The following is a 22,556-nucleotide window of genomic DNA, read 5'->3' as shown; positions in this document are numbered from 1 at the left end:
GACATGGCCCGGCTCCTGGACTCAGCCCTGCCCCTGGTCGCGGCGCCGATGGCCGGCGGACCGAGCACGCCCGCCCTGGCCGCGGCGGTCGCCGGGGCCGGCGGGTTCCCGTTCCTGGCCGGTGGTTATCTCTCCCCTGCTGCCTTCGCCGAGCTGCTGGCCGAGGTCCGGCCCGTGGGCGAGTTCGGGGTGAATCTCTTCCTGCCGCAGGACGATCGGCCGGACCCCGCGGAGTTCCGGCGCTATGCCGAACGGCTCGCTCCCGAGGCGGCTGCGCTCGGCGTCGCCCTCGATCCCGTACCGGTCGAGGACGACGATGCCTGGCCGACCAAGCTCGACCTGCTGCTGGCCGACCCGGTGCCGGTCGTCTCGACGACGTTCGGGCTGCCCGACCGGGCCGCCGTCTTGGCCCTGCAGCGGGTCGGGACGCGGGTGCTGGCCAGCGTCACCACCCCGGCCGAGGCCGCGGCGGCCCGCGAGCTCGGCGTCGACGGGCTGGTCGTCCAGGGGGTCGAGGCGGGCGGGCACAGCGCTCGCTTCGATCCACGCGCCGCCACTCCGAGCCGCCCGTTCCCCGACCTGGTCCGCGCGGTCCGGGCCGGCACCGGGCTGCCGGTCATCGCCGGCGGGGGCGTCACCGGACCGGCCGCGGTCCGCGACCTGATCGCGGCCGGTGCCGATGCCGTCGCGGTCGGCACCCTGTTGCTGCGCTGCGACGAGAGCGGCGCCTCCGCGACCCACCGGGAGGCCCTCGCCGACCCGAGCTTCACCGAGACCGTGATCACTCACTGCTTCACCGGCCGCCCGGCCCGCGCGCTGCGGAACGCGTTCGTCGACCGGCACCATGCCGCGGCCCCGTACGGCTATCCGGCCCTGCACCACCTCACCCGGGACCTGCGCCGGGCCGCCGCCCGGGCCGGCGACCCGCACCGGCTGCACCTGTGGGCCGGCACCGGCTTCCGCGAGGCCCGGACCGGGCCGGCCGCCGACGTCGTCCGGGCCCTCGCCGAGCGGCTCTGACCCGACCCGTGGAACCCGCAGGTGCGCCACGGGCCCTGCCCTCGTAGGGTTTGATCATGGCACCCGCGGCGAGGCGATATCCGGGGTCCCCGCGGCGTTGTTCGGGGGAGCGCGGCGGAGGAGAAGAACGGCGTGGGGTGGTCGCATGGTTCGGTTGACCAGGATCTACACCCGGACCGGTGACGGCGGTCGGACCCGGCTGGTCGACTTCTCCGAGGTCTCCAAGACCGAGCTCCGGGTGGCCGCGTACGGCGACGTCGACGAGGCCAACTCCGCGATCGGCGTGGCGCTGGCGGGCGGTGAGCTGCCGGACCCGGTGCGCGACGTCCTCGGCCTGATCCAGAACGAGCTGTTCGACGTCGGCGCCGACCTGGCCAACCCGGTCCCACCGCCGGACACGAAGCTCATGCCGGGCCAGCACCATCCGCTCCGGATCACCCAGGATTCGGTCGACCGGCTGGAGCGTTGGTGCGACGAGTTCGGCGACGGGCTGCCGAAGCTGGAGTCGTTCGTGCTGCCGGGCGGCACCCTCGGCGCCGCGTACCTCCATGTCGCGCGGACCGTCGTCCGGCGGGCCGAGCGGACCGGCTGGGCGGCCCGGGAGGCCGAGGGCGACCGGCTGGAACCGCTGCCGCTGACGTACCTGAACCGACTGTCCGACCTGCTGTTCATCCTCACCCGGTACGTCAACGGGCCCGAGCGCGAGGTTCTCTGGGTGCCGGGCTCCGGCCGGACCGACCATGATCATCCCCATCCCACAGTTCAGGAGTGACAACGATGACCGCACCGAACACGCTGCCCGAGGCGACCGGCCAGGCGAACCCGAAGCAGGCTCGCCCGGTGACCCTGTTCACCGGACAGTGGGCCGACCTGCCGTTCGAGGAAGTGTGCAAGCTCGCCTCGGAGTGGGGTTACGACGGCCTGGAGATCGCCTGCTGGGGTGATCATTTCGATGTCGCGAAGGCGGCCGAGGACGACGCGTACGTCCAGGACCGCAAGGACATCCTGGCCAAGCACGGGCTCGGCTGCTGGGCGATCTCGAACCACCTGAACGGGCAAGCCGTCTGCGAGTCGATCATCGACGACCGGCACAAAGCGATCGTGAACCCGCGGGTCTGGGGCGACGGTGATCCCGAGGGTGTCCGGCAGCGCGCCGCCGAGGAGATGAAGATCACCGCGCGAGCCGCGGCCCGGTTCGGCGTCGAGACGGTGATCGGCTTCACCGGCTCGTCGGTCTGGCACTACGTGGCGATGTTCCCGCCGGTCAGCGACGACGTGATCAAAGCCGGCTACCGCGACTTCGCCGATCGCTGGAACCCGATCCTGGACGTGTTCGACGAGGTCGGCGTGCGGTTCGCCCACGAGGTGCACCCGTCCGAGATCGCGTACGACTACTGGTCGACGGTCGCCACCCTGGAGGCGATCGAGCACCGGCCGGCGTTCGGGCTCAACTTCGACCCGTCGCACATGGTCTGGCAGGGCCTGGACTACGTCGGCTTCCTGGACGACTTCAAGGACCGGATCTACCACGTCGACTGCAAGGACACCAAGGTCCGGATGAACAACGGCCGCAACGGCGTGCTCGGCTCGCACCTGCCCTGGGCCGACCAGCGCCGCGGCTGGGACTTCATCTCGACCGGGCGCGGCGACACCCGCTGGGAGGACATCTTCCGGATGCTCAATCACATCGGCTACGACCGGCCGATCTCGATCGAATGGGAGGACGCCGGGATGGACCGGCTGGCCGGTGCCCCCGAGGCGCTCGCGTACGTCCGCGCCCTGAACGGGATCACGCCGCCGGAGGCCGCGTTCGACGCCGCCTTCTCCAGCTGACCCCTCTCGTTCAGCGGCTGCCAGCGGGTCCGTCGCTACGCTTCGGTGCATGCCTCGCCCTCGTCGGAAGCAACTCAAGCTCACGGATCCGCGGACGATCAAAGCACTGAGCCACCCCGCGCGGATCGCCGCGATCGACGAGTTGTACGGCGGCCGCGTTGCGACGTCGACCGAGCTGGCCGCCCTGACCGACCTTTCAGCCAGCGCGATGAACTATCACATGCGCGCGCTGGAGAAGCTCGGCATCGTCGAACGCGATGACTCGGCCCGCGACGGCCGCGAGCACCCCTGGCGGGCGGCGGCTCAGGGCCTGAGCGTGGAGGGGTTGCAGAGCCGCGCTCAGCAGGCCGCTGCGAGCCTGCTCAGCGGCGCCGTCGTGGACAACCTCCGTCGTTCCGTCGACCGTTATGCGGCGGCCGAGGCCACGTTGCCGGCGGAGTGGCAGGACCACGCGAACTTCGACTCCGGCACGGTGTATCTGACGCCGGACGAGACCCGAGATCTCATCGATGCCGTGATGGCCGCGGCCAAGCCCTATCGCTGGCGCCGGACTCGCCGGAAGGGCACCCAGCGCGTGCGCATCGCGTTGGCGATCATCCCCGACCCTGACTGAGCCGGTCGACCGGCTGCTCACCGTTGTCAGATCTAAAGTATTCACTTTATAGTGACTGCTTTAGATCTTGGAGGATCCGATGATCGTTCCGCTGCATCGCAACGCCGATTTCCGCCGACTGTGGCTGGGTGAGGCCCTGTCCGATCTCGGTACCGGTACCTCCCAGCTCGCCTTTCCCTTGCTGGTGTTGGCACTGACCGGCTCGCCGTTCCAGGCCGGGCTCGTCGGCACCACGCAGTTGGCCGTGTGGGTGCTGCTCTCCGTCCCCGCCGGCGCGCTGGTGGACCGCTGGGACCGGCGCCGGATCATGATCAGCTGTCAATGCACGCGGGCCGGCGCGTTCGCCGTACTGGGTCTCGCGGTCGCCGGCGGGGTCGCGTCGATGCCGTTGGTGCTGGCCGTCGCGCTCATCCACGGAGCCGCGGGCGCGTTCTTCGGGCCGGCCCACTCGGCCGCGTTGCGCAACATCGTGCCGACCGAGCAACTGCCACTGGCCGCATCGAGAGAGCAGACCCGGGCCTACGCCGCCGAGCTGGCCGGCCCGCCGCTCGGCGGCACCCTGTTCGGCCTGGCCCGGTGGGCACCGTTCGTCGCTGACGCGGTGTCCTATCTCGCCTCGCTCGTCGCCATCCTCCGAATCCGCCAACCGCTGCGGCGAGCCGGCGAGGAACAGCGCGAGGCCTTCCTCCCGTCGATGCGATCCGGCGTCGCGTTCGTCTGGCAACAGCCCTTCCTGCGCGCAGCTCTGGTCTGGGCACCGCTCTCCAACGTGGCCATGCAGGGTGTGTTCTTCGCCTTCATCGTGCAGCTGCAGTCGAACGGCGTGCCGCCGGCCGGCATCGGGGGCGCCCAGACCGTGATCATGGCCGGTGGGCTGCTCGGCACGTTTCTGACTCCCCTGATCCAGCGCCGACTGCCGGCCCGGGCGCTGATCATGACCATGTCGTGGCTGGCGGCGGCGCTGATCGCGTCCCTGGTGCTGGTCCGAGGGAGCTACCTGATCGTGCTGCCACTGATGATCTTCATGCTGCTCGAGCCGGCGGTCAACGCGACCTTCCTGGCCTACCAGCTCGCCACGACTCCGGACGCACTGCAGGGCCGGGTGATGGGAGTGCTCGGCACCCTGTCGCAGGCCTTCAGCCCGCTCGGACCATTGCTGGCCGGGTTCCTGATCGAAGCCGCCGGGGGCTCCTGGGCCTTCGGCGGTTTCGCCATCCTGCTCGGCCTGGCCGCGATCTACGCCACCGCAAGCCGGGGCATCCGTACCCTCCGCCCGATCGAATCACTCGTCGATCGATGACGCGTCGGGACGGCACGACTGTCCACTCCGGGAGTAGCTGCAACCGGTTGCATCGCCGGCCGAGACAAGTCGGCCGGATCATTGACGCCCCCTCGCCTCCATGATCGACTGCAATGGATTGCAGTGCTGCCGTCGGGAGAGGGGGAGCCATGCTCCTCAGTCGCCGTTCCTTGATCATCGGTTCCGGGGCCACCGCTGCCCTGACCCTCGGCCGGTCCGGTGCCGGCCGAGCCCGGGCGGAGGACGGGGCGACGCCGGTCCCCCGCCCGATCGATCCGGGCGTCGATCTCGGCCGGGTGGTGATCGTCGCGCCCGACCGGCCGGCCTGGCAACAGCTCGGCGCCGCGCTGGCCGCCGGGATCGCCGAGGCGGCCGGAGTTCCGGTGCCGACGGTGGCCGTACCCGAGCAGGCGAAGTTCGAGACCGGCTGGGCCGGACCGACGATCCTGCTCGGCCAGCTCGGCAACAACGTCCAGCTGGCCCGGCTCTACGGGATGCGGTTCGCCATGGTCGACTCGTGGTTCCCGGGGCCCGGCGGGCACTGGATCCGGACCCTCGTCGACCCGTTCGGGCTGGGCGGCAACACCGTCGTGCTTGGCGCCGGCGACTTGGCCGGGGCCGAGGCCGCGGTCACCGCGCTGATCGGCGCGATCGACGGCAGCACCCTCGGCCTGCAGCACCGGGCCCGCCTGGCCGACGCGGTGCAGGCCGCCCTGCCGAACGACGGGGTGGCCGACGACGCGTACCTGAACCGGGAACTGGCCGACGCCGACGCACTGCTCGGCTCGCTGGTGCCGAGCGTCGGCGTCGAGGCCGACGCGGTCCGGCTGCACAGCGTGCTGAACGAGATCAGGATCGCCGGCGAGGCGCACCTGCTGACGGCCGATGTCGGCTTCGCCCGATTGCACCGGCACTATCTGCTCGGCTATGCGGCGTTCGTCAACGAGCACCCGGAACCGGCCACGAACCAGCTGAACAACAACCGGAACATGTGGACCAACGGCGAGGAGTTGATCAGCGTCTGGGCCGTGCTGGAGGGCGACGGCCGGTTCAGCGAGGACGAACGGGCGCAGGTCCTCGCGGCGTTGCACACCACCTTCGCCGCGAACGCGAACGACTCGTACCTGATCAGGGCCAGACCGGAGGCGCCACGCTGGAATCACGAGGCGTATCCGGCGTTGTCGCTGGTCGCGGGCGCCGACTACTTCCTCCGCCACCACGATCTTCCGGCCGCCCGCGATTGGTACGACCGCGGCGCGATGATCTTCGCCGGCAACACCGCCGTGATCAGTCTCGACGAGGGCGCCGACTACCTGATGCACCTGCCCATGATCACGATGGACTACGGCATGTTCACCGGGCAGCTGGACTACCTGAACCGGACCCTGCGGCCGAGCGCCGACCTGAACGCGCTCATGATCGACAACCTCGGGATGATGGTCGGCGGCGGCGACGTCTATCCGTTCGGCTACAGCGGCGTCTACTCCTGGGGGCACTCCCAGGTGATGCACGCTGCCACCTGGCTGTTCGGCGATCCGCTCTACGCGCTGCTGCAGGAGCGGGCCCGGACCGGGCCGTTCAGCGGCCAGCGGATGCCCGACCTCGACTTTCCGTTGCACCGCTATCTGGTGCTCGACGACGACGGCGGCCCGCCGGGTGAGGCCCCCGCGCCGCCGGCCGTCCGGGCCTACCCGATCGAGCCCGGCGTGTACGACGATCTCACCGCGACCACGCCGTCGGAGATCCCGCAGGACCGGACGTTCCACAAGCTGGCCTTCCGCGCCGGGCTCGGGATTGACGCGCCGTGCCTGATGCTGGACGGCTTCACCGGCGGCCGGCACAACCACCTCGATGGCAATGCGATCATCGGCTACTCGGCCCATCAGCGGCTGTTCCTGACCGACCGGGACTACATGGAGAACACGCCGGAGCACCACAGCGGCGTGGTCGTGGTCCGGAACGGCGAGCAGCAGCGGATGGGCGCGTTCACCCGGATCGACTGGGTGGCCGACGTCGAGGGCGCCGCGGTCAGCCGCTCGACGGTGCCGGCCTGGAACGGCACCGACTGGACCCGGACCGTGATCACCGTGGACGGCGGGTTCCACCTGATCCTGGACGACGTCCGGATCCTCGACGACGGCTCGTACCTGATCAAGAACCAGTGGCAGGCCCTCGGCACCGGGACCCTGGCCGGGCACCGGTTCCACGCCCGGCAGCGCGATGCGTCCATGATCATCGACAGCCTGGACGACTCCCGGCTGCAGACCCGGGAGCGGTACGGCCACTTCCGGAAATACTTCAAGAGCACGTATCCGTACCCGTTCGCCGATCAGGAGACCGTGCTCAGCCAACTCCACCCCGAGCGCGCCCGCTCGGCCGGCGACGCCGTCGGGTTCGTCAATGTCCTCGCCAGCGGCCCCGGGACCGACCCGGGGCTCACCTCGCGCCGGTGGGGCGGCCGGATCTGCCAGGTCGAGCTGGGCGACCGCAGTTGGTGGCTGGTCCGCGGCCGGCTGCAGGCGCCGGAGCTGGCCAGCGACGGCGAGTGGCACCTGATCGGGCCGGACCGGTTGATCATCGCCGGGGCGACCATGATCACGCTGGCCGGAACCCGGCACCGCTTCGGCGAGGAGGCCATCGTCACGGTCAGTCTCGCCGACGGATCCTGGGCCGCCTACCCGGTCCGCCGCGACCTGGTCCGGTACGACGAGCAGGGTGACCCGATCCGGCCCGGGCCGATCGACCAGGGATCCTCCGCGGTGCGCCGGCGGCACGCGGACGCCGTGCTCGAGCGGCTGCGCCCGGACCATGATCAGAAGACGCCGCCGGACAAGATCATCTCCGCCGGCACCTCCGTACCGAAGAGCTGGCGGCAACTGGCCGCCGTGTCCGGCCGGATCACCGCCACCCACCGGGTCACGCCGTTCGGTGATGGGCACTCTTTGCTGCTGGTCGGCACCGAGGACGGCCGGGTCGTCGCGCTGACCCCGGACGGCCGTACGGTCTGGTCCGCGACGGTCAGCGGGCGGGTCAACGAGATCGCCGCTCACGTCCACGACGAAGATCAACTGGTCACTGTGGCGACCGAGGGCTGGCGGGTGCACGCGCTGTCGCTCGACGGCCGCGAGCGCTGGGTCCGCGAGATTCCCAACACCTCGGCCCGGCGCGAGATCAAGGGCAACCTGCTCGGCATCACCACGATCCGGCTCGGCTACGTCAACGGCCGGGGCCAGGCTCCGTGGCTGATGGTCGGGACGCAGTTCCGCTGGGTCTACGGGCTCGACTGGGCCGGAACGATCAAGCACGAGACGATGCTCTACTTCTACGGCATCGAGGATGCCGTCTTCGCCGACTTCGACGGCGACGGCCGGGACGAGGGCGCCTACGCGCTGGAGTACTTCTACCCGGTGATCTGGGACGACAAGACCTCGGTCCGTGGCCCCGCCGCCGCCGGTCCGGGCTTCACCGCCGTCGGCACCCTGGAGCAGGCCGACGGCCCACCGTCGATCGTCTACGGCACCAAGCAGAACGACGTCCGCAGCTATCGCTATGCCGGCGGGAAACTGGTGCCGGGCTGGTCCCGCAACGTCGGCGGCCAGGTCACCACCCTCACCGCCGGCACGTTCCACGCCGCCGTCGGCCAGGAGATCATCCTGGGCACGACGGGATTCCAGGCAATCTCGCTGGGCGCCGACGGGAGACCGCGGTTCCGGGCCAAGATCGGCGACACGGTGCGCTTCCTGGTCGCGACTCCGCAGCCGGGCTACCTGGCGGCGGCCGATCACGGACTGCTGGTCGGGCTGGACCCCGCCGGCCGGGAGACGGGGCGGTGGCGGTTCCCGGAGTGGATCGCCGGGGTCGAGGTGGCGCCCGGCGAAGCGATGCTGGTGGTGCTGGCCGACGGCCGGGTGTTCGCTCGCTGACCACCAACCGAGGTCGGTCAGGAGGCACCGAGTTCGGCCAGCTCACGGGTGTCCGGGTCGGTCGCACTGGCGCCGTCCGCGACCAGCCGCTGGTACTCCGTGAGCAGCGCGGCGTCGCGAACGGTCGAGTCCTCCCCCGCCTTCCAGTACGCCGACGCGTGCAGGTCGTCCCGGGCGACCAGGTCGTGGTCGAGGACGTACCGGCGCACTTCGCGTACGACGCCGGCCTCGGCGCCGATCCAGACCTGGAGTCGCTCACCGGTCGGCTCCGGGAGCGCATGGCGGACCGCCGCGGCCAGCTCCGTGTCGCTGCCGTACGGCGAGCTGTTCGACGTCCAGTGCACGTCCAGGCGGGACCGTTCCGGCAGCACGGCCCGGTCGGCCTCGTCGGCGACGCCGAGCACGGCCGTCACCGCGGTCCCGTCGGGCAGCGACTCCACGATCGCCGCGACCGCCGGCAGGGCACAGGCATCGCCGACCAGGACGTGCCGGTCCACGCCGAGGGCCGGAACGAACTCGCGGCGCATCCCGGAGATCCCGATCTCGGTGCCGTCCGGAGCCCGGCGGAGCCAGCCGGCCGTGTAGGCGTCACCGTGCCACCAGGCGTCGAAGTCCAGCCAGGACCGGTCCTCGGCGACGCCACGGACGGTGAAGGCGCGCAGCAGCGGCCGCGGCCCGTCGTTCCAGACCGGAAGCCGGTCGGACCGGCGGCCCGGGAAGTCGATCGGCCCGCCGTCGACCGGGATCGCGATCTTGAACGCATCGGCCGGCCGCGGGTCGCGATAGTCCGTGAGGCCCGGTCCGGTCACCCGGATCCGGAGCAGGCCCGGCGAGATCGTCGTCACGGAGTCGATCCGGACCGGGCAGGTGAACACGTCGCCACGATTGGACAGCTCGCGTACGGCCTGGCGGATCGACGACATGAGACCTCCCGACTTAGGTTGCCCTAAGTTTACTCCACCCGTCCCGTACGGACTCCACCGAGGGACGGTGCGGCCGGTAGCCGTTGTCCAGCAGCGGCGAGGAGATCATCAGATCTGCGCTGGCCCGATTGCAGGCGACGCCGATGTTCCAGACGTTCGCCAGCCGCAGCAACGCCTTGACGTCGGGATCGTGCGGCTGAGCCTCCAACGGATCCCAGAAGAAGATCAACAGGTCGATCACGTTCTCGGCGATCTTGGCGCCGATCTGCTGGTCGCCGCCGACCGGGCCGGAGAGGAACCGGGTCACCTCCAGGCCGAGTTCGAAGGTGAGCATCGTCCCGGTCGTGCCGGTCGCGTAGAGGGTGTGCCGGGACAGCGTACGCCGGTTGAAGTCGGCCCATTGGAGGAGTTCGAGCTTCTTGCTGTCGTGCGCCACCATCGCAATGTGCCGACGGCGCGCCAGCTCCTGGAAGTCGTCCATCGGGCCAGTGTGGCGCCGGATTGAAACGGTCGCGTGAAGGTGAGGTTGCGTCCGTGAATAGGCGGAATTCCTTCGTGAATGACGACCGAACTCCTCGGCTCGAAATTCGGGCGGACATCGTGCCGCCGAGTCCACCCAGCCGGAATTCACCCGATCAATCGGCGAAACCCGGAGCGGCGCCTCACCTCCTATGGACGAAGGAGGTGAGACGGCGAGCAGTCGTTCTCCGGGCGACCGCCCGCTCCGAGGATTCCGGGCCGAACCTGGGCGAACGACACCCGGAATTGGATTCCCCGCCGCGAAGGAGTCTGGCGGGACGGATCGACACGTGGCAACTCGCCACACGGAACATCTCGTCAATCGTGACACAACTGTCGGTGCCGACAATCGGCGCTGGTGAATTCCACAGAATGGCGCGGAACGAGGGAATTCCGATGTACAGATGGTGTCCGAGAACCATTCATCCCGGGAATGGTTTCCTTCCGGACCGTTCAGCGCGGTACCAGTTGACCGTCCTCGACCAGGGCCCGGTAGTTCCATTCGTTGCGTTCCTCGGCCGTGTAGTTCCAATAGGTCCAGGCCGCCGCAGCCGCGTAGCCCTCCTGTTGGGCCGCCGCGTAGTCGCGTCGCAGTGCGTGCCGCAGCTCGTCGGAGAGGCCCGCGATGGTCCGGCCGGGCAGCGCCACACTCCACTCCCCCACGATCACCGGGTGCCGGCGGCTCAGCCAGTTGATCAACCTCGCCCGGCTGCGCCGGGCCTTGCGCAGGTGGTGCTCGACGGAGTTGTTCTGGTCCCACGGGTAGAAGCACTGGTAGAGGTGGCAGTCCATGATCACCGGGAAGTCGGGCACCGGCCGGATCGCGCCGCGGGTCAGCCAGGGCACGAAGCCGTCGGAGAAGACGATCTTGGTGCCGGGCCGCAGGATCGTGATCAACCTCCCGTACGCCTCGCGATAGAACGTGATCAAGGTCCAGACCCGCGGGTCCATCGGCTCGTTGAGCAGCTCGATCCCCCACAGGTGATCGGCATCGCGGTAGCGCCGGGCCAGTCGCTCCAGCACGTCGACGGTCCGGCGCCGGTAGTCGGCGTTGTCGTACCACGCGCGGCGGCCGCTCTTGCCGCTGTGATCACGACCGTTCTGCGAGCCCGGGGCGCCGTGCAGGTCGAGCAGCACCCGGAGCCCATACCGCCGTGACTGTTCCATCGCCCAGTCGAGCTCGTCGAGACAGCCGAGCAGCAGCTGCCGCCCGTCCGGTCCGGTCTCCGGCGCGTCGCCGAACACCCAGTGCCCGACCGGGATCCGGACCAGCTCCAGCCCGTGATCGGCGATCCAGGCGAAGTCGTCCTCGGCGAGGAACTCGGCCCGGTGCTTGCGCAGCTTCTCCACCGCGCCCGGCGTGGACATGAACTGGTACTCGTCCTCGGCGTGCACTCCCGCGAAGAGCGAGGGGGTGAGCCACTTCTCCAACACCAGCCAACCGCCGAGATTCACGCCACGCATGGGCACACCGTACCGGGCGCCCTGCCCGCCGGTACGGCCAACTACGATCGTGCATCGTGCAGCCGCTCACCGTCGTCAGTTACAACCTGCGGACCAGTCTCGCCTTCGATGATCATCCGTGGTCGGTCCGCCGGGAGCCGGTGGCGACGCTGATCAGAGAGCTGGCGCCGACGGTGCTCGGGACCCAGGAGGGTCACCCGGAGGCGATCGCGGACCTGGCCGCGCTGCTGCCGCGGAACTATGCGTACCTGGCCGAGGGCCGGCGCGGCCGGAACTCCGACGAGACCTCGGCGATCTTCTACGACACCGCTCGGCTGACCGTGCTCGACGTGGCCCACCGCTGGCTGTCCGACACTCCGGAGGTGCCCGGTTCCGCGACCTGGGGCAACGAGCTGCCCCGGATGATCACTCGGGCGAGGTTCGCCGACTCCGTCTCCGGCGTACGGTTCGTGGTGATCAACGGTCATCTTGATCATGTCAGCGAGCCGGCCCGGGTCCGCTCCGCGCACTGGCTGGCCGAGCAGGCGGCGCGCACCGAGGAGCCGGTCCTGCTGCTCGGCGACTTCAACGTCGGCACTGGTACGCCGACCCATCGGATCCTGATCGAGAGCGGGCTCCGCGACGCGATCGACGAGGCCGCGACCGGCCCGGCGATCGGCACCTTCGGCAACTACGCCCCGCCGAGGCCCGGCGCCGACCGGATCGACTGGATCCTGGTCGGCCCGGGGATCGGTGTGATCGACGCCGAGATCGTCGACCGCACCGTCGGCGGCCGCTACCCCTCCGACCACGTCCCGGTCCGAGCCGCCCTCACCCTCCCGGTCCCTGACTCGACCTCCAGAACCGCGACGACGTAGCCCCGGCGCCGGCGCTCAGCACCGACGACGCGCGGCCCGTAGCCGCAGGCCGGCGACCCATCCACCGGTCGGCAGTCGGCGGCAGTGGCTCGCGCTGGGTGCAGGTTCGCGGTCTGGGTCCGCCGAGAGAGTTGGGGTCGGGCGGTGACCGGACCGCGTTCCGGGCAACCCTGGAATGCATCGAGCGGACGCAAATGGCAGCGAAATCGCGCCTGGCTTGCCATTTGCGTCCGCTCGGTGGCTTGGCGGCCGGCGGGAGGAGCGCGCGATGGTGCGGGATCGCAGTTCCGCGGCGCTGGGTCCGCCGAGAAAGTTGGGTCGGGCGGTGACCGGACCGCGTTCCGGACAACCCTGGATCGCATCGAGCGGACGCAAATGGCAGCGAAATCGCGTCGGGCCTACCATTTGCGCCCACTCGGCGCGGCCTGCGGGAGGCGCTCGCGACGATGGTGCGGGACCGCAGTTCGGCGGAGTTGGGTCCGCCGAGAGGGTTGGGGTCGCACGGTGACCGGACCGCGATCGGGGCGGCCTTCGGTTGCGGCGAGTGGGCGGAAGGGCAATTGGATCGCATCGCGCTTGCCCTTCGGGTCGGCCCGACGGTTGCACCCGCGAAAAGAGTTGCACCACTCGGCGGTGAACGACGGTGCGGGTCCGGCGTCGCCGCGTCGGATTCAGCGCCGATCGACGGAATCCGCGGCATCCACAGCGGTACGGTCACCGCGGCCGCACGGCGGGCGATGTAGACGACCGCGCGACTGTGATCGTCGCGGTCGACATGTCCGGTGGCGGCGGCCGACGTCAGCTCGACCGGCTACGAGCAGCCGGGCCGTCGCCCACGTCGGGCGAGACTCCGCAAGAGTCTCGGGTCGAGCTGACCATCCGCCTTCGAGCGGATCGCTTGACCGCACCGGCGGCCGGTTCTGCCGGTCAAAGGGTCCGCTCGGCGACGTCGAGACGAAGCCGACCGAAGATCTTGCTGTCACGAGGATTCACACAGGCTCGGCGGTCCGACCGTGTCTCATCGCCCGCAGTGCATTCCCGGCGCGCGATCCGCGACAACCGGTGATCGCTCCAACGGTCGCGGATCGGCGACCGATCGCGGCTGGCCAGATGCCGCCGACGTTCGTTGGCGACGCCCCGCCGATCCGGGCCGGAGGCTGCCGAACCGCCGACTCACGTCCGCGACGGTTCGCTCGAGACCTCGAGCTCCCGGGCCTGTTGATCTTGCTTGGTCGTCGATTCGTGAGCGCGTCGCAGGAGGGGCTCCGAACAGAGGGGTCGTCGGGACCGGACATCGAATGGCTCGGGCCGAGACCGCCGCACGCGGACTGCCCAGCGGCCAAACATCGGAGCCCGCTCACTGTGACCCGCCTCAACCGCCCCGACCACCAGACCGATCGCCGACGAGCCGCGCGATCGCACGAACCGGCCCGGACTGGCCGGACGCGCGGGCGCCCATCACCCACAGCCCAACCGACCGGTCACAACCGCAGCGACACGCCGCAGAAACGCCTGCTTTTCTGACCGGTCGGCGTTTGTGGGAGGGGTTAGAAGCCGTTGATGGCGGTGCCGGGCGGGGCGGCTTCGAGCCAGGCCAGGAAGCCGGTCAGGGAGTCCGAGCTCATGGCGAGTTCCCAGACCTCGATGGATTCCTGGTGGCCGATCGCGATCCGGACGACCCGCTGGCCGTCGTAGAGGGCGACGGCCTCGGCGGGGTCAGGGTCGCGGGTGTCGACGACGCGGGAGCCGTTGCGGCGGAAGGTCATCCGCGGGAACGGCGAGAAGGAGAAGAAGCGGAACCACTCGACCCGGTCGTGGCTGTAACGAGCGACTCCGAGCACCCAGTTGGTGCTCGGAGTCTGATCGGCCTGGAGCTGGCCGACGGCTACGGGTCGCAGCCGCATGCTGCATTCGAAGGCACTGCCCTGTCTGGTCACCCAGCGTTGCCGCAGGGCAAGGGAGACCAGCGGCAGGACCACGACCACCAAGATCACCAGCGCGACAACGACGGCGCCGATCCAGCCTGCCATCGTCGTCTAGGGGCCCTGTCTCTCGGTGGTGGGTTCGGCGTCCCGCCACCGGTGTCCGATTCGTTGAACCGGACACCATTCGGGCGGAAGTCCTCAGCGTACCTTGTGTGCCGCCCGCACCTGAGCACTGGCGCGCATCACGTGCTGACGTACCTCCTCGGTGTCCTCGCCGGCGTCCAGCCGGGCCTGGGCGTCGGCGAGTTCGCGCTCTGCCTGGTCGACGCTGATCTCGTCGGCCATCCGCGCGTACTCGCTGAGGATCGACACCCGGCCCTGGGCGACGGACAGGAAGCCACCGTCCACGGCCACCACCTCGCGGGAGGCGTCGGGCGTGACGATCTCCACCCCGCCCGGGGCCAGGACGGCCAGCACCGGCGCGTGCCCGGGCATGATGCCCATGTCGCCGTCGACCGTCCGGGCGATGATGAGCGTGCCCTGACCGGACCAGACCACCTCATCCGCCGAGACGACCTCGACCTGCAACGGTTCAGCCATGATCAGTTGTCCTGCTGCAGCTCGGCCCAGCGACGCTCCACGTCCTCCATGCCACCGACGTTGAAGAACGCCTGCTCGGCGATGTGGTCGACCTCGCCGTCACAGATCATCCGGAACGACTCGATGATCTCCGACAGCGGCACGGTCGAGCCGGGCACGTTGGTGAACTTCTCGGCCATGTACGTGTTCTGGCTGAGGAACTGCTGGATCCGGCGGGCCCGCGCGACGACGATCTTGTCCTCTTCGGACAGCTCGTCGACACCCATGATCGCGATGATGTCCTGCAGTTCCTTGTTCCGCTGCAGGATCTGCTTCACCTGGGTGGCCACGTCGTAGTGCGTCTGGCCGATGTACTGCGGGTCCAGGATCCGGCTGGTCGAGGTCAGCGGGTCGATGGCCGGGTACAGGCCGCGGGCCGCGATCTCTCGGGACAGCTCGGTGGTCGCGTCGAGGTGGGCGAACGTGGTCGCCGGCGCCGGGTCGGTGTAGTCGTCGGCGGGCACGTAGATCGCCTGCATCGAGGTGATCGAGTGACCGCGGGTCGACGTGATCCGCTCCTGCAGCTGGCCCATCTCGTCGGCCAGGTTGGGCTGGTAGCCCACCGCGGACGGCATCCGGCCGAGCAGCGCGGACACCTCCGAGCCAGCCTGGGTGAACCGGAAGATGTTGTCGATGAACAGCAGCACGTCCTGGTTCTGCACGTCCCGGAAGTACTCGGCCATGGTCAGCGCCGACAGCGCCACCCGCAGCCGGGTGCCCGGCGGCTCGTCCATCTGGCCGAAGACGAGGGCGGTGTCCTTGAACACGCCCATCTCTTCCATCTCGTTGATCAGGTCGTTGCCCTCACGGGTCCGCTCGCCGACGCCGGCGAACACCGAGGTGCCGGAGTGCAGCTGGGCGATCCGGTAGATCATCTCCTGGATCAACACGGTCTTGCCCACGCCCGCGCCGCCGAACAGGCCGATCTTGCCGCCCTGCACGTACGGGGTCAGCAGGTCGATCGACTTGATGCCGGTCTCCAGCATCTCCGTCTTCGCCTCGAGCTGGTCGAACGCCGGCGCATGCCGGTGGATCGGCCAGCGCTCGGTGATGTCCAGGCTCGCGGTGTCGGCGCTCAGGCAGTCGCCGGTCACGTTCCACACCCGGCCCTTGGTGACGTCGCCGACCGGCACCGAGATCGCCGCGCCGGTGTCGCGGACCTCGGCACCGCGCTGCATGCCGTCGGTCGGCTTCAGGGCGATGGTCCGGACCAGGTTCTCGCCGATGTGCAGCGCGACCTCGAGGGTCATCGTCCGGGTCTCGTCACCGACGGTCACGTCGACCAGCAGCGCGTGGTAGATGTCCGGCATCTGGTCGGCGGGGAACTCCACGTCCACCACCGCACCGATCACCCGGGCGACGCGCCCGACGCCGGCCGGGGCGGATTCCTTCTTCTCCTCAACTGTGGCGGTCATGGTTCCTCACTGGGTTTCTTGTTCAGGCATGGTTGTACGGCTGGTCAGTCGGCTTCGGCGGTCGCGTCGGCCAGGGCGCCGGCACCGCCGACGATCTCGCTGATCTCCTGGGTGATGCCGGCCTGGCGGGCCTGGTTGGCATCCCGGGTGAGCTTCTCGATCAGCTCCTCGGCGTTGTCGGTCGCCGCCTTCATCGCTCGCTGCCGGCTGGCCAGTTCGGAGGCCGCCGACTGCAGCAGGCAGTACTGGATCCGGCTGGCCACGTACAGCGGCAGCAACTCGTCCAGTACGGTCTCGGCGTTCGGCTCGAACTCGTACAGCGGGAGCAGTTCCTCCGCCGGCGGCGCTTCCGTACCCTCCACCACTTCGAGCGGCAGCATCCGGATCACCTCCGGCCGCTGCGTCACCATCGAGACGAAACGGGTGTAGACGACATGGATCTCGTCCACCCCGCCCTCCTCGTACGGCGTGAGGAAGGCACTGATCAGCGTGTCGGCGATCTCCCGCGCCTCGGCATACTGCGGCGCATCGGAGAACCCGGTCCACTGCTGGGCGACCTCGCGCCGGCGGAAGCCGTAGTAGGCGGCCGCCTTGCGCCCGGTCAGGTACGGCACGACCTCGCGACCCTCGTCGGTGAGCAGCCGGGTCAGCGACTCGCCCTCCCGGATGGCGTTGGTCGAGTAGGCACCGGCCTGACCACGGTCGGCGGTGATCAACAGCATCGCCGCCCGGCGCGGATTCTCCGACTCGGTGGTGAGCGGGTGATCGGTGTTGGAGAAGGTCGCCACCGCCGACACGGCCCGGGTCAGCTCCCGGGCGTACGGCGCCGCCGACAGGGCCCGCTGCCGGGCCTTGATGATCCGCGAGGCAGCGATCAGCTCCATCGCCTTGGTGATCTTCTTGATGTTCGACACCGAGGCACGGCGCTGGCGCAGTTCGCGCAGGCTAGCAGGCACTAGACGATCACCTCTTCTGCTTGACGATCTGCTCTTGCTCGACCTCGTCCTCTTCCAGCGCCTCGTGCTCCTCGCGGCCGGCCAGCAGACGGCCGTCGGAGGTCTGGAAGCCCTGCTTGAAGGTGTCGATGTCCTTGGTCAGTGCCGCGGCCGTGTCGTCGTCGAAGAGCTTCGTCTCGCGGATCGTGCCGAGCACCTCGGAGTTGTGCCGGAGGTACTCCAGCAGTTCCGTCTCGAAGCGCAGCACGTCGTCGACCGGGACCTCGTCGAACTTGCCGGTGGTGCCGGCCCAGACGCTGACCACCTGCTCCTCGACCGGGTACGGGCTGCCCTGCGGCTGCCGCAGCAGCTCGGTCAGCCGCTCGCCCCGCTCCAACTGCCGCCGGGTGGTGGCGTCCAGGTCGGAGGCGAACATGGCGAACGCCTGCATGTCGCGGAACTGGGCCAGGTCGACCTTGATCGAACCGGAGACGGTCTTCATGGCCTTGACCATGGCGGCCGTACCGACCCGGGACACCGAGATGCCGACGTCGATGGCCGGCCGCTGGTTGGCGTTGAACAGGTCGGACTGCAGGAAGATCTGGCCGTCGGTGATCGAGATGACGTTGGTCGGGATGAACGCCGACACGTCGTTGGCCTTGGTCTCGATGATCGGCAGACCGGTCATCGAGCCGCCGCCGAGATCGTCGGAGAGCTTCGCGCAACGCTCCAGCAGCCGGGAGTGCAGGTAGAAGACGTCACCGGGGTACGCCTCGCGGCCCGGCGGGCGGCGCAGCAGCAGCGACATGGCCCGGTACGCCTCGGCCTGCTTGGACAGGTCGTCGAAGACGATCAGGACGTGCTTGCCCTGGTACATCCAGTGCTGGCCGATGGCCGAGCCGGTGTACGGGGCGATGTACTTGTAGCCGGCCGGGTCGGACGCGGGGGCGGACACGATCGTCGTGTACTCCAGCGCGCCGGCCTCCTCCAGCGAGGCCCGGATGCCGGCCACCGTGGACGCCTTCTGGCCGATCGCGACGTAGATGCAGCGGACCTGCTGCTGCTCGTCGCCGGAGGCCCAGTTGTCCTTCTGGTTGATGATCGTGTCGACCGCGATCGCCGTCTTGCCGGTCTTGCGGTCGCCGATGATCAGCTGCCGCTGGCCGCGACCGATCGGGGTCAGCGCGTCGATCGCCTTCAGGCCGGTCTGCAGCGGCTGCCGTACCTCCTGGCGATCCATCACGCCGGCGGCCTGCAGCTCCAGCGCACGCCGCTCGTCCAGCGGCGTGACCTCGCCGAGGCCGTCGATCGGGCGGCCGAGCGCGTCCACGACGCGGCCGAGGTAGCCGTCGCCGACCGGGACCGAGAGGACGTTGCCGGTCCGCTTGACCGGCTGCCCCTCCTCGATGCCCTCGGAGTCACCCATCACCACGACGCCGATCTCGCGGACGTCGAGGTTCAGCGCGATGCCCAGGGTGCCGTTCTCGAACTCGAGCAGTTCGTTGGCCATCGCCGAGGGCAGCCCCTCGACGCGGGCGATCCCGTCGCCGGAGGTGGCGACCGTGCCGACCTCTTCGCGGCTGGCGGTCTCGGGCTGGTAGTCGCGGACGTAGCGGTCCAGTGCGTCCCGGATCTCCTCCGGGCGAATCGTGAGTTCTGCCATCGTTTCCTGCTCTCGCCTACGTTGCCTAGTAAGTGATCTTGGACCGCTGTCTCATCGACGCGGTTATTCGAAAAGCCGTCGAGCCTGGTCGAGTCGGCCGGCCACGGTCCCCTCGATCACCTCGTCGCCGAGTTCCACCCGGATCCCGCCGAGCAACTCGGCGTCGACAATGACCTGGACCGAGATCTCCCGGCCCGCCTGCCGGCTCAACGCCTGCTGCAACCGCTCCAGTTGACCCGGCTCGAGCGGCCGCGCCACCCGGACCGTCGCCAGCAGCCGACTGCGCTCCGCCGCCGCCAAGGATACGTAGCCGGCGATCGTGTTGGCGAACGTCCGCTGCCGGGCCGCCACGGCCCGCCGGGCCAGCGCGATCGTGGCGTCGTTGGCCTTGCCGGACAACAGTTCGGAGACCAGATCCTGGCGCCGCCCCAGCGGTGCCGACCGGTCACTCAGCGTCGACCGCAAAGCGCCGTCGGAATCGACCAGCCGGCCGAACCGGAACAGTTCGTCCTCGGTCTCCTCCAGGCCGGCCGACCCGATCGACCGCAACTGCGCCCGGACCGCCTGCCGCTCCAGCGCCACCGTGAACGTACGGCCGCCGGACCAGCGGAACCGGACCGCAGCGACCAGCAACTCGACCGCCGCCGGGGCGATCTTGCCCTCGAAGAGCGACCGGGCGATTCCGGCCCGCGCCTCCTCGGGCGTCCCCGGGTCGGTCAGTGCCCGGCGCAGGGCCGGCTGCGCGTCGAGGGCGTCGACCACCGCGAACAGGTCCGAGCCCGCCTGGCCCTGCTCGCTGCCGGACCCGGAGGCCAGGATCGAGTCCAGGGACGAGTCGAGCGCGCTCAGTCGGTCCTCGGCGGCGGAGCTCATCGGGAAGCCCCGGTCTCCGACGGCGTGACGTCCTGGCCCTCGAGATCGGACAGGAACCGCTCGACGGTACGGCGAGCGCGCTCGTCGTCGTCCAGCGACTCGCCGACGATCCGGCCGGCCAGCGTGGTGGCCAGGCCACCGACCTCACGCCGCAGTTCGGCCAGCAACTGCGAACGCTCGGCCTCCAGCTGGGCCTCGCCGGTCGCCTTGATCCGGGCGGCCTCGGCCTGCGCCTGCTCCCGCATCTCGGCGAGGATCTGGGCACCCTGGGCCTTGGCGTCCTCCCGGATCTTCGCGGCCTCGCCCCGGGCCTCGGTCAGCTGCGCCTGGTACTCCTCCAGCGCGGCCTGAGCCTCGGCCTGGGCCTTCTCAGCCTTCTCCATCCCGCCTTCGATCGCCGCACGACGCTCGTCGTACATCTGCTCGAAGCGCGGCATCACCTTGGCCCGGATCACCAGCCACAACACGATCATGAGGAGGATCCCCATGATCAACTCGGAGAGGTGGTGCGGCAGCAGCGGGCCGAGATCGATTCCCTCCATCGGCACCATGATCATGTTCTCGTTTCTGGAATCAGGTGAGGAACAGCGCGAAGGCGAGGCCCAGGATGGCGAGCGCCTCGACCACGGCGAAGCCGATCCAGGCGGTGCCCATCATGGCGCCGCGGGCCTCGGGCTGCCGAGCGGTGCCCTGGATGACGGAGGCGAAGATCAGCCCCACGCCGATACCGGAGCCGATGACGGCGAGGCCATAGCCGACCAGGTTGATCGAGCCGTTGATTTCCATCGGGGTCATGCTTGTCGTTCCTTTCGGTTTCCTAGCCGGAGCTGGGCAGGTCAGTGTTCGTCCGCCGTGGCCGAGGCCACGTACGAAGCGGTCAGGACGGTGAAGATGTAGGCCTGGAGGGAGACCACCAGGAGTTCCAGCGCGAAGATCGCGAAGGTGAACAGCAGCGTGAAGCCGCCGGCCGCGTTGAGCAGGATCCCGTCGGCCTGGGTCAGCAGGTACGTACCGCCGACCACGAACACCAGCACGACGAGGTGGCCGCCGAGCAGGTTGCCGAAGAGTCGCAGGGCCAGCGTGATCGGCCGGATGATGAAGTTCGACAGAGCCTCCACCGGAATGATCACCGGTGCCAGCCACAGCGGGACGCCGGCCGGCAGCACGCTGTTCTTGAAGTACATCAGGCCGTGCTTCTTCACGCCGGCCGCGTTGTAGATGATCCAGCTGAGCAGCGCCAGGCCCCAGGCGTACCCGATGTTGGAGAACGTCGGGAACATGAACACCGGGAACAGACCGAACAGGTTGTTCACCCAGATGAAGCAGAACAAGCCCAGCAGGTACGGGAAGTAGGGCTTCCAGTTGTGCCCGATGGTGTCCCGGGCGACCCCGTTGCGAATGAACGAGTACAAGAACTCACTGACGAACTGGCCCTTGCCCGGCACCACCTTCAGCCGCCGGGAGGCGATCAGCCAGAACGCCAGGATGATGATCACCGAGATCAGCGCCTGGACCAACGGCTTGTTGAACCAGTCGACGCCGGGGATGAACCCGCCGTTGAACTCGAAGTCCTCCAGACCCGGCGGTACGAATCCGCCTTCGCCGCCCGTCTCGAGCGGAACCAGAACGGGAATCAGTGAACCCACCGACCCTCCTCTCCCAAGGTCCTATGAACCGACCGGTCAGAGACGGTCAGCGTTTGTTCCGCGGATCCGGCGTGCCGCCGTACCGCCTGATGATCAAGAAAATGGCCCCGGCCGCGCCGAGGATGATGCCGATCGGCAGCAGGAACCGCGTCTTCAGCAACTGGTCCCCGATCCAGCCCAGTCCGCCGTAGAAGACCATCCCGGCGATCAGGTACGACAGCACCCGAAGCCCCTGGTCCGTTCCCGTCGCCTTGTCGGACCGCTGCCGGTCCTGCGGCGAGGTCGAGCGGTCCTCCTCCGGCTGTTCCGGCGAGGAGTCCGCCGGCGGCTCGCCGCGGCCGCCGTCGTTCCGATCCGTCATGGCGACACAGACGATAGCGTGTCATGGCTGATCACCGCTCACCGCCGGGGCGACGTACTCGCGGTCGTAGACGCCGATCCGCAGCCGGGAGAAGACGAAGATCTCCACGGCCAGCCAGCCGACCACCACGGCGACCGCGGTCGCGGTCACCGCCTGCGGCGTCAGAGCGGCCCATCCGGCCCCCTTCCGGGCGACCAGCAGCAGGAACAGGCCGACCACGCAGAACCGGGCGAAGTAGCTGGTCATCGAAACGATCATCAACGTTCGGGCGCCGGCGCCGGCGGTCCGCACCATGACGTACTGCCCGACGGTGTAGAAGGCCAGCACGATGCCGCCACCGACCGCCGCCGAGAGCAGCCCGGAGAGACCGCTCAGCAGACCGAAGACGATCAGGCAGATCAGGGTTGCGGCGGAGCCGCCGATCAGGCCGCCGACCAGCAGCTTGCGCGCTCGCACCACGTGAATGCTCGGCCCCGTGCCAACAGCCGGCGCGCCGTCGGTGGGCGGGGCTGTCGAGGGAGAGTGTTCAGTCGTCATGACGGCGGCTGTCCTAATCTGCGACCCAGGGACGGTGTCCTGGGCCCTAGTCGGGCGATCCCCGGCCTTGGGGTGTCTGTCCGGCCGGCCGATCTACTCGGCGTTTCAAT

At 69.5% G+C, this 22,556-nt stretch carries 21 protein-coding genes; 7 read left to right on the top strand and 14 right to left on the bottom strand.

What is annotated here, in order from left to right:
• Nucleotides 1-3 precede the first annotated feature (3 nt).
• The 6 genes from BKA15_RS33375 to BKA15_RS33350 all read left to right on the top strand — a co-directional run bounded on the left by BKA15_RS33375 (nucleotide 4) and on the right by BKA15_RS33350 (nucleotide 8,689).
• Complete coding sequence (locus BKA15_RS33375; RefSeq protein ID WP_179757923.1) at nucleotides 4-1,020, top strand: NAD(P)H-dependent flavin oxidoreductase; 1,017 nt, start codon at nucleotides 4-6, stop codon at nucleotides 1,018-1,020.
• A 145-nt stretch (nucleotides 1,021-1,165) separates the two neighbouring features.
• Nucleotides 1,166-1,792: a cob(I)yrinic acid a,c-diamide adenosyltransferase gene (locus tag BKA15_RS33370; RefSeq protein WP_179757922.1), complete on the top strand. Its 627-nt coding sequence runs from the start codon at nucleotides 1,166-1,168 to the stop codon at nucleotides 1,790-1,792.
• Nucleotides 1,793-1,797: 5 nt separating this feature from the next.
• A complete protein-coding gene (locus BKA15_RS33365; RefSeq protein WP_179757921.1) occupies nucleotides 1,798-2,853 on the top strand; it encodes a sugar phosphate isomerase/epimerase family protein in 1,056 nt (351 codons plus the stop codon).
• Nucleotides 2,854-2,902: 49 nt separating this feature from the next.
• Nucleotides 2,903-3,466, top strand: coding sequence for an ArsR/SmtB family transcription factor (locus tag BKA15_RS33360; protein WP_179757920.1), 564 nt, complete (start codon nucleotides 2,903-2,905; stop codon nucleotides 3,464-3,466).
• Nucleotides 3,467-3,545: 79 nt separating this feature from the next.
• Nucleotides 3,546-4,766, top strand: coding sequence for an MFS transporter (locus tag BKA15_RS33355; protein ID WP_179757919.1), 1,221 nt, complete (start codon nucleotides 3,546-3,548; stop codon nucleotides 4,764-4,766).
• A gap of 149 nt (nucleotides 4,767-4,915) precedes the next feature.
• Nucleotides 4,916-8,689 carry a PQQ-binding-like beta-propeller repeat protein gene (locus tag BKA15_RS33350; RefSeq protein WP_179757918.1) on the top strand — a complete coding sequence of 1,258 codons (3,774 nt, stop codon included), beginning with the start codon at nucleotides 4,916-4,918 and terminating at the stop codon, nucleotides 8,687-8,689.
• A gap of 17 nt (nucleotides 8,690-8,706) precedes the next feature.
• Here BKA15_RS33350 and BKA15_RS33345 read toward each other — a convergent pair whose 3' ends face one another.
• The 3 genes from BKA15_RS33345 to BKA15_RS33335 all read right to left on the bottom strand — a co-directional run bounded on the left by BKA15_RS33345 (nucleotide 8,707) and on the right by BKA15_RS33335 (nucleotide 11,595).
• Nucleotides 8,707-9,612 carry a siderophore-interacting protein gene (locus BKA15_RS33345; RefSeq protein WP_179757917.1) on the bottom strand — a complete coding sequence of 302 codons (906 nt, stop codon included), beginning with the start codon at nucleotides 9,610-9,612 and terminating at the stop codon, nucleotides 8,707-8,709.
• Between the two features lie 13 nt (nucleotides 9,613-9,625).
• Complete coding sequence (locus BKA15_RS33340) at nucleotides 9,626-10,093, bottom strand: methylglyoxal synthase (RefSeq protein ID WP_179757916.1); 468 nt, start codon at nucleotides 10,091-10,093, stop codon at nucleotides 9,626-9,628.
• A gap of 491 nt (nucleotides 10,094-10,584) precedes the next feature.
• Nucleotides 10,585-11,595: a glycoside hydrolase family 5 protein gene (locus BKA15_RS33335; protein ID WP_179757915.1), complete on the bottom strand. Its 1,011-nt coding sequence runs from the start codon at nucleotides 11,593-11,595 to the stop codon at nucleotides 10,585-10,587.
• A gap of 56 nt (nucleotides 11,596-11,651) precedes the next feature.
• Between BKA15_RS33335 and BKA15_RS33330 the strand changes: the two genes are divergently transcribed.
• Nucleotides 11,652-12,452 carry an endonuclease/exonuclease/phosphatase family protein gene (locus BKA15_RS33330; protein WP_179757914.1) on the top strand — a complete coding sequence of 267 codons (801 nt, stop codon included), beginning with the start codon at nucleotides 11,652-11,654 and terminating at the stop codon, nucleotides 12,450-12,452.
• Nucleotides 12,453-13,999: 1,547 nt separating this feature from the next.
• Here BKA15_RS33330 and BKA15_RS33325 read toward each other — a convergent pair.
• From BKA15_RS33325 to BKA15_RS33275, 11 genes are all read right to left on the bottom strand, one after another.
• Entirely contained in the window at nucleotides 14,000-14,482 is a 483-nt protein-coding gene (locus tag BKA15_RS33325; protein ID WP_179757913.1) for a DUF2550 domain-containing protein, read from the bottom strand.
• A gap of 93 nt (nucleotides 14,483-14,575) precedes the next feature.
• Nucleotides 14,576-14,977 (bottom strand): F0F1 ATP synthase subunit epsilon, encoded by a 402-nt coding sequence (locus BKA15_RS33320; protein WP_179757912.1) that lies wholly within the window; start codon nucleotides 14,975-14,977, stop codon nucleotides 14,576-14,578.
• A gap of 2 nt (nucleotides 14,978-14,979) precedes the next feature.
• A complete protein-coding gene (atpD, locus tag BKA15_RS33315; RefSeq protein ID WP_179757911.1) occupies nucleotides 14,980-16,431 on the bottom strand; it encodes a F0F1 ATP synthase subunit beta in 1,452 nt (483 codons plus the stop codon).
• A gap of 44 nt (nucleotides 16,432-16,475) precedes the next feature.
• Nucleotides 16,476-17,387 carry a F0F1 ATP synthase subunit gamma gene (locus BKA15_RS33310; protein ID WP_179757910.1) on the bottom strand — a complete coding sequence of 304 codons (912 nt, stop codon included), beginning with the start codon at nucleotides 17,385-17,387 and terminating at the stop codon, nucleotides 16,476-16,478.
• 7 nt (nucleotides 17,388-17,394) lie between these two features.
• On the bottom strand, nucleotides 17,395-19,029 hold the full coding sequence (gene atpA, locus BKA15_RS33305; RefSeq protein WP_179757909.1) for a F0F1 ATP synthase subunit alpha: 1,635 nt from the start codon (nucleotides 19,027-19,029) through the stop codon (nucleotides 17,395-17,397).
• Between the two features lie 63 nt (nucleotides 19,030-19,092).
• Entirely contained in the window at nucleotides 19,093-19,902 is an 810-nt protein-coding gene (locus tag BKA15_RS33300; RefSeq protein ID WP_179757908.1) for a F0F1 ATP synthase subunit delta, read from the bottom strand.
• Nucleotides 19,899-20,453, bottom strand: coding sequence for a F0F1 ATP synthase subunit B (locus tag BKA15_RS33295; RefSeq protein WP_376766849.1), 555 nt, complete (start codon nucleotides 20,451-20,453; stop codon nucleotides 19,899-19,901). The genes BKA15_RS33300 and BKA15_RS33295 overlap by 4 nt, the downstream gene beginning before the upstream one ends.
• 22 nt (nucleotides 20,454-20,475) lie before the next feature.
• Nucleotides 20,476-20,697 carry an ATP synthase F0 subunit c gene (locus BKA15_RS33290; RefSeq protein WP_179757907.1) on the bottom strand — a complete coding sequence of 74 codons (222 nt, stop codon included), beginning with the start codon at nucleotides 20,695-20,697 and terminating at the stop codon, nucleotides 20,476-20,478.
• Between the two features lie 41 nt (nucleotides 20,698-20,738).
• Entirely contained in the window at nucleotides 20,739-21,539 is an 801-nt protein-coding gene (gene atpB / locus BKA15_RS33285) for a F0F1 ATP synthase subunit A (protein WP_179758861.1), read from the bottom strand.
• A gap of 55 nt (nucleotides 21,540-21,594) precedes the next feature.
• Nucleotides 21,595-21,909, bottom strand: coding sequence for an AtpZ/AtpI family protein (locus BKA15_RS33280; RefSeq protein ID WP_179747564.1), 315 nt, complete (start codon nucleotides 21,907-21,909; stop codon nucleotides 21,595-21,597).
• Between the two features lie 21 nt (nucleotides 21,910-21,930).
• Nucleotides 21,931-22,365, bottom strand: coding sequence for a Cg1360 family ATP-synthase-associated protein (locus BKA15_RS33275; RefSeq protein ID WP_179757906.1), 435 nt, complete (start codon nucleotides 22,363-22,365; stop codon nucleotides 21,931-21,933).
• Nucleotides 22,366-22,556: the final 191 nt, after the last annotated feature.

The sequence above is a fragment of the Microlunatus parietis genome (assembly GCF_013407955.1).
GTDB lineage: Bacteria > Actinomycetota > Actinomycetes > Propionibacteriales > Propionibacteriaceae > Microlunatus > Microlunatus parietis.
This window is presented reverse-complemented; position numbering and strand designations above follow the sequence as displayed.